Raw genomic sequence first — 7098 nt, forward strand, 5'->3', positions numbered from 1 at the left:
GGTGCGGATAGCTTCATCCAGCTTTCCATACTGCTCGTTCGTTCCTCCCAGTTTTGCTTCAAATACCAGCACTTTTACGCTCAACTTAATTGCGTAATCATAACATGGAATTGCAAGAAACTCAACTATCCCCCTTTCCTCACTGGCTTTCAGTCAGTTATGGTTGTGGAATGTTGAGTTTCTTGCCCTCGATTCATCTCGCCGCCAAATCAGAGATTATGGCAGGAGCCTTCTCTCCGATTTAGGTAAAGTTAGCGATCGCATTAAAACTAGCTCGATTCCAGAAGGTAATATTTCCGCAGCGATCGCTTCTGGTTGAGAAAATCCAATGATTTTAGTCAGAGGTGCGCTTAATAATTAAAATATTGCATAAATGAATTATTGCTACAAAAATTTTTTCACTTTTCAGTAAATCGTCTGCCAAATCTTGAGAATGTTCTCACCACTCCCACCACCGGCAATAGTTTGTCCATCTGGGCTGATGGCGATCGCATAAATATATCCAGAACCCGTCTCTAAAGTGCGGATTTCCTTTCCTGTTAAAGGATTCCACAATTTAATTGTCTTGTCATTGCTGCCACTGACAAGGGTGACACCATTTGGACTTAAGCTGGGCAAAAAGGCTACGGAATTAACCTTCTCTTTATGTCCCTTCAAGGTGCGGATTAAGTTTCCTTTCTCCAGATTCCACAATTTGATTGTTTTGTCTTTACTACCACTGGCAAGGGTGACACCATCGGGAGCAAAAGCAACCGAAAGAATCGACTCACTATTTCCCTCCAAGCTGCGGATTTCCTTTCCTGTCTCTAGATTCCACAATTTAATTGTCTTATCCCAGCTACCACTGGCAAGGGTTTTGCCATTAGGACTAAAAGCTACAGATGGAACACCATTGATATGTCCCTCTAAGGTGCGGATTAACTTTCCTGTCTCTAGATTCCACAGTTTGATTTTCATGTCCTTACTAGCACTGCCACTGGCAAGAGTTTTGCCATCAGGACTGAAAGCTACTGAAGTAATTCCGTCACTATGTCCCTCTAAGGTGCGGATTAACTTTCCTGTCTCCACATTCCACAGTTTGATAGTCTTGTCCGCACTACCACTGGCAAGGGTTTTGCTATCTGGACTGAAGGCTACAGCCCAAATCCAAGTGGAATGTCCTTCTAAAGTGTGGATTTCCTCTCCACTTGCGAGATTCCATAACTTGATTGTCTTATCATCACTGGCACTACTAAGGATTATGCCATCAGGACTGAAAGCTACGGAATTCACATCGCTGGAATGCCCCTTCAGGGGTTTGGGCACAAAAGAATTTTCTGAGACGCTTTTTTGGGGCTGAGAAATTGGCTGAGAAATAGGCTGAGAAAACTCGCTTATTGTATGGGAGCGAGTTTGGAAATACCAAGTTCCCCCTAATCCGAACACCAAAATGCTACTACCTAACAGGAGTTGAATTCTCCGCTTGTTATTGGGTTTTGGTGAAACGGGCCCGGTGTTTGCTGAAGTAGTTGTAAATGTGGGTGCAAGTACAGTTGGTGGCACTGGTGCCAATGGTGATAGCCCAGGTGTCAAGTCAGCAATGACTTCATCAGCCGATTGGTAACGCTTTTGGATGTCTAGTTGCAACAGCTTATCCAAAACTTCACCCAACTCTATAGACACAGAAACTTCGTCTCTACCTGGACTGATCAAATATTGTCGCCAAGATGCCACCCAACTATAGCCCTGCTGTATCCACAGTTGAGATGGGCGAACCCCAGTCAGTAGATGAAAACAAGTCGCCCCCAAACTGAATAAATCACTGGCTGGGTAAGCTTTGCCATCTTGCATCTGTTCAAGTGCAGTGTAACCGTGTGAGCCAATAACAGTGCCCATTTTAGTCTGCACCGTTGCCGTCAGTTGCTTTGAGGCTCCAAAATCAATTAGCACTAATCGCCCGTCTTTTTGACGGCGAATAATATTTTGTGGTTTGATATCCCGATGAATCACTCCCTGTACATGGATAAACTTCAGCACGGGCAGTAAATCTAGCAAAAGTCCGCGAATCTCTCTTTCGTTGTAGCTTCCCCGCGTCTCCCATTCCTTAAGCAAGTTATGCCCATTGATAAACTGCTGTACCAAAAACAGATAGCTATTTTGCTCAAAATAAGCCAATAAAGTGGGAATTTGCGGATGTTCTGCGAGTTCTTGCAGTCGGCTTGCTTCTTGTTTAAATAGCTCAATGGCCTTTGTTAGTGGCCCAGTTCCCTGAAGTTTTGGGGCGAATTGCTTAACAACACAGCATTCATTCAGTTTGTGTACATCTTCTGCCAAATAAGTTCTACCAAATCCGCCCTCATCTGACAACACCTGAGTAGGACGATAGCGACCTCCCAGCAGGGGTATCAATTCTGATCTACAACTGTGGCAATAGTTGTTTTTATCAGGATTTAGGGGTTTTTGGCAATCGGGATTCACACAACAGAGCATACTGGGAATCCATTTCAATTGGAGTATATATTCATTTTAAGTCATGCAGTATAATCTCTCTTGTTAGTAAATATCACTGAGACACCATACAAATCCCCAATTTCCTTACCTCATCAGGTATTGAACAATTTTAGAGAACTTGAAACAAGTTGTGCTTGAGCGATGCCTTTTGAAGAATTGATTGGCACCAATTAAACTTATGCATTATGTAGGCATTCTCAATTTAGTAGTCCGGCAGCATCTTGCTCAGTTTGGCAAAAATATCCCAGCAAAAATCCGAAAAACAGCAATTTCTGCTTGTATCTCAGTATATACCTACAAAATTGACATTCACTCTAGTACAGCTTGGCAAAAATCCAGCTACCATTTCAAACAATGCTTGGGGCAAAATCGCCTTTTGCCACAGTGTACTAATACTTTAGATTGGGACTTAAATTTTTCGATTTAAAATTTGTCTATCTGTTAAATAGAAAATCATCAGCAAAATTAGGAGCGTAATTATGCTACTAGAAAACAACAGCTATCGTCGCAAATTAAATCGTATTTTAATTTGTTGCTTAAGTAGTAGTTTGTTGATCACAGGTAATGTGCTGCCTATAAGTGCTTTGGGAAGACCTCAAAATTCTAAAGACTTCATAATTGCCAAATCACCAGATGAGAGACAACCAGAAGCAGTAAAGAAAGCAATTGAGCAAATTCCCGTTTCTCAAGCGTCAGTATCTCCAAGACGCAAGCCATCTGTTGAGTCACCAATACAGCAGGCTCGTAGTGTACCGTCTAAGCCAGAAAATCCCCAGCCAACATCCAATAGTTCCAATACTAACCGAGGGACACGTCGCCAAGCCAGTGCCAACCCAGAGACACGTCGCCAGTCCAGTGCCAACCAAGGGACACGTCGCCAGACCAGCACCAACCAAGAGACACGTCGCCAGTCCAGTGCCAACCGAGGGACACGTCGCCAGACCAGTGCTAACCGTCCAGCAGTTTCTCAACCCGTGACACCTACTTACAAGGAGATTAACTTTGCAGATGTCGCATTGGGAATTCTGAGTAAGAGTGACTTTCAATCTCAAGGTAGATACTTTCATTTCTATGAGTTTGAGGGCAGAGAAAATCAACTAGTTCAAATTAGGCTGATTGGCAGTAATGATACACGCAGATCAAATAACTTGAGTTTAAATCCTTTGTTATTTCTGCACGATCCTGATAATAATATCATTGTGAAAAAAGGCACTTTGGATAAAAGCAGTGGTGGCGATGATGCATTCATTTTTGCGCGACTACCTGCAAAGGGCACTTACAAGATTGCAGTTACTAGCCAAGAACCTGGAGAGATAGGCCGCTATAGTTTGGCTCTGAGAAATGACAGGGCTAGCTATACCTTAGATGAATCAGGTCAACTAAGTGCCAATAGCTCAACCCTAAAACAAAATGGTGGCGCTTACAATATTTCCAATTTTCAAGGTAAAAAAAATCAGCTTGTAAGTATTCGGGTAGATAGTGTTGATGAAGAGTTTTCTCCTTATGTAGCTTTGCTAAATTCTCAAGGACAGAGCATTGCTATAGATAAAGACAAAGACAACAATGGTGTGTACAGTGCTGTAATTGACCGAGCTAGGTTGCCTGAAGATGATACTTACTATATAGTTGTTACTTCCAAGAATCCAAAGGAACTCGGTAAATACAGATTGACTATCTTCTGAGTTAATTTAATTCGCTTCATACCATTTCACGAAATTCCTGCTACAAATACGTTGGTAACGGGAATTTTGTGAAATTCTGGGATTGGTTCAAAACCTGAAAGTTGTCCGAATTGTGCCGATATAGCTTGTGCTGTTGTTGCCGTCGTGTTCTGGATTAGTAATCATTACTAGTCCTGGAGTGATGCTAATATTGTCATCGACTTGGAAACGGTAGAAGGCTTCTAAATGGAGAGAGGTGTCTTGATCTTCGTATTCTTGATTTGCAACTTCCAAGTCATTGTTAATAACTTTGGGTGGTTGACCGATCGCAATTCCTCCAATGCTATTTTCTCTGCCCAAATCAATCAAAGCAAAAGTTACTGCCCAGTTAAAAATATCTGCCGTTGGGTTGTTTGGTAAATCCATCGCTGTTGCACGGGTAAAGCCAACCCAACCAGAGACATTCAAGTTATTGTTAAGTGCGATCGCTGATTGTAATCCGAAGGAGTCTGCAAGAATAGCATCACTCTCATCATCAAAAGGATCGTTGGCGCGACTGCTACCAGTTCCTGTGTTGAGGCTGTTGTATGACTGGATGTAGCTCAAGGCAACCTTGAAGGAATCGCTGGGTTCAAGAGTCAGTTGAGCGATCGCTCCATATTCCGCCTCACCAAATCCAACTTCCGGATCGTTAACATCGTCAGCCAAATACCCCAAACTTAAGCTGATTGAGTCACTAAAATCATAAACTACCCCCACTCCAGCACCCCCTCCTTGGCGATAAATTGGGTTACGCTGTGCAAAACGAGAAATAGCACCACGACTACTGCTACTCAAAAAGGGATTCAGCGGATCAACAAAATCATCAAGGTCACCGCCTTCCGCCTCAAAATAAACAGTAGCTTGCTCTCCTATGGGAAGGCGATATTCTAGAACACTCAATTCAAATTCGTTATCGCTATTGCTCTGAAAGGCTAAACGAGCCATATCAGTTCCCGTCGCATCATCTATTCTAGGGAGATTACTAGCTTGTAGGCGAATTCTGAGGTTGTCCTTTCCGGTGAAGCTTGTATCGAAAGTCAGGCGTGCTCGACTACTCAAGGTAAGATTACTGTCTGTGCTATCGCCGCTACCATCAACTTTTTCCCCACTGCTAACCCCAGAAACGGCAAAAAGAACTTCTCCTTTGAATTTAGTAGTGATAGAAAATGGTTGTATTGTAGACTCTATGCGGTTTTCCAAATTGTCTAATCGCCCTTGGATAACCTCTAGTTCTTTGCCAAATTCAGCTTTCAAGCGCTTCAAATTTTCCAAGTCTTCCTGGCTGATTCCGTTAGCTGTTTCTGCACTTTTCAGTTTGTCGATGCGGTTGATAGTTGTGGCCAGAATGGCAACAAATTCATAGCGAGTCATAGCTCGGTTACCGTTGAAGGTGCTGTCAGAATAACCAGCAAGCAGACTGTAGCGATCAATTAAGAATTTGAGAGATTGAAAAGCCCAGTCAGTAGGTTGAATTTTTGCTAACTCAGAAACAGCATTAATTTTGGCAAAAGAATCAGTGTTGTTAGTCAAAACAGCAGGGGGAGCTTCATTAGCAAAAACCTTACTTGTCAATACAAACGTAGTTGTAAAAGCAAGCAAACTGAGATGGCAAACATTCCAGACATTTTTCCACCGAGATTGCTTTTTCATGCGCCCAGGAATATTTTTTTTAGTTACCGTAATAGTCTCGATACCATTGCACAAAGCGCTCGATGCCTTGCTCTATTTGAGTTACAGGTTGAAAATCTACATCTTGAATCAGTTCATCTACATCAGCATAGGTAGAAAGAACGTCACCGGGCTGCATGGGTAGTAAATTCTTTTTGGCTTGCTTACCCAAGAGTTTTTCGATGATTTCAATAAACGTCATTAACTCTACTGGGCTGTTATTGCCGATATTGTAGAGCTTGTAGGGCGCTTTAGTAATTGAGCTATTTTGATTATTAGCTTGGGGTGGGTTGTGCATGACTCGAACCAGCCCTTCAATTACGTCATCAATGTAGGTGAAGTCTCGTTGCATTTTGCCAAAGTTGTAAACGTCAATTGGCTGGTTATTAGCGATCGCTTGTACAAACTTAAAATATGCCATATCCGGTCTTCCCCAAGGGCCGTACACTGTAAAAAAGCGTAATCCTGTAGTTGGCAAGTTGTACAAATGGCTGTACGCATGAGCCATCAACTCGTTTGATTTTTTAGTAGCGGCGTAGAGTGAAATGGGATGGTCAACGTTATCGCTAGTAGCAAATGGAACTTTGGTATTTGTGCCATAAACAGAACTGGAAGAGGCAAATACTAAATGACTAACCTGACTATGGCGACAACCTTCCAGGATGTTGACAAACCCTGAAAGATTGCTGTCTACATAGGCATAGGGGTTGTGCAAGGAATAGCGGACTCCTGCTTGCGCTGCTAAGTGAACCACGCAATCAAAGGTATAATCTTGAAATAGTTCGGCAGTAGAAAGGCGATCGCTCAAGTCCAAAAATTGAAAGGTGAATCCAGTTTCGGGATAAAGTTGATTCAAGCGGGCTTTTTTCAAGCTGACATCGTAGTAGTTATTAAAGTTATCGATGCCGTAAACTTGTATCCCTTCTGTTAGGAGACGCTGTGCTAAATGAAAGCCAATAAAACCAGCAACTCCAGTAATTAGTATTTTCATGGTTTGTCATTAGTCATTGGTCATTGGTCATTTGTCATTTGTCATTGGTCAAAAACTTGACTTGTTCTTTTAGAATTTTGAAAATTTCGAGTTCAGAACTTGAACGTTGAGCCTTTTAGCCTGAACGTTGAGCCTTTTAGCCTGAACGTTGAGCCTTTTAGCCTGAACGTTGAGCCTTTTAGCCTGAACGTTGAGCCTTTTAGCTTGAACGTTGAGCCTTTTAGCTTGAACGTTGAGCCTTTTAGC

Annotated in this window: 6 protein-coding genes; 3 read left to right on the plus strand and 3 right to left on the minus strand. The window is 42.4% G+C overall.

What is annotated here, in order from left to right:
• Positions 1–163 precede the first annotated feature (163 nt).
• Entirely contained in the window at positions 164–319 is a 156-nt protein-coding gene (locus F8R90_RS14005) for a hypothetical protein (protein WP_196511258.1), read from the plus strand.
• Positions 320–405: 86 nt separating this feature from the next.
• Here F8R90_RS14005 and F8R90_RS14010 read toward each other — a convergent pair whose 3' ends face one another.
• Positions 406–2469, minus strand: a complete 2064-nt coding sequence (locus tag F8R90_RS14010) for a serine/threonine-protein kinase (RefSeq protein ID WP_196511259.1) — start codon at positions 2467–2469, stop codon at positions 406–408.
• 199 nt (positions 2470–2668) lie between these two features.
• Between F8R90_RS14010 and F8R90_RS14015 the strand changes: the two genes are divergently transcribed.
• Both F8R90_RS14015 and F8R90_RS14020 read left to right on the plus strand, forming a co-directional pair.
• A complete protein-coding gene (locus tag F8R90_RS14015; RefSeq protein ID WP_196511260.1) occupies positions 2669–2917 on the plus strand; it encodes a hypothetical protein in 249 nt (82 codons plus the stop codon).
• A gap of 52 nt (positions 2918–2969) precedes the next feature.
• On the plus strand, positions 2970–4172 hold the full coding sequence (locus F8R90_RS14020; RefSeq protein ID WP_196511261.1) for a pre-peptidase C-terminal domain-containing protein: 1203 nt from the start codon (positions 2970–2972) through the stop codon (positions 4170–4172).
• A gap of 87 nt (positions 4173–4259) precedes the next feature.
• Here the strand turns inward: F8R90_RS14020 and F8R90_RS14025 are convergent, their stop codons facing one another.
• Positions 4260–5843: an iron uptake porin gene (locus F8R90_RS14025; RefSeq protein WP_196511262.1), complete on the minus strand. Its 1584-nt coding sequence runs from the start codon at positions 5841–5843 to the stop codon at positions 4260–4262.
• A gap of 19 nt (positions 5844–5862) precedes the next feature.
• On the minus strand, positions 5863–6852 hold the full coding sequence (locus tag F8R90_RS14030; RefSeq protein ID WP_196511263.1) for an NAD-dependent epimerase: 990 nt from the start codon (positions 6850–6852) through the stop codon (positions 5863–5865).
• Positions 6853–7098: the final 246 nt, after the last annotated feature.

The sequence above is a fragment of the Nostoc sp. NZL genome (assembly GCF_015714705.1).
GTDB classification, from domain to species: domain Bacteria; phylum Cyanobacteriota; class Cyanobacteriia; order Cyanobacteriales; family Nostocaceae; genus Nostoc; species Nostoc foliaceum_A.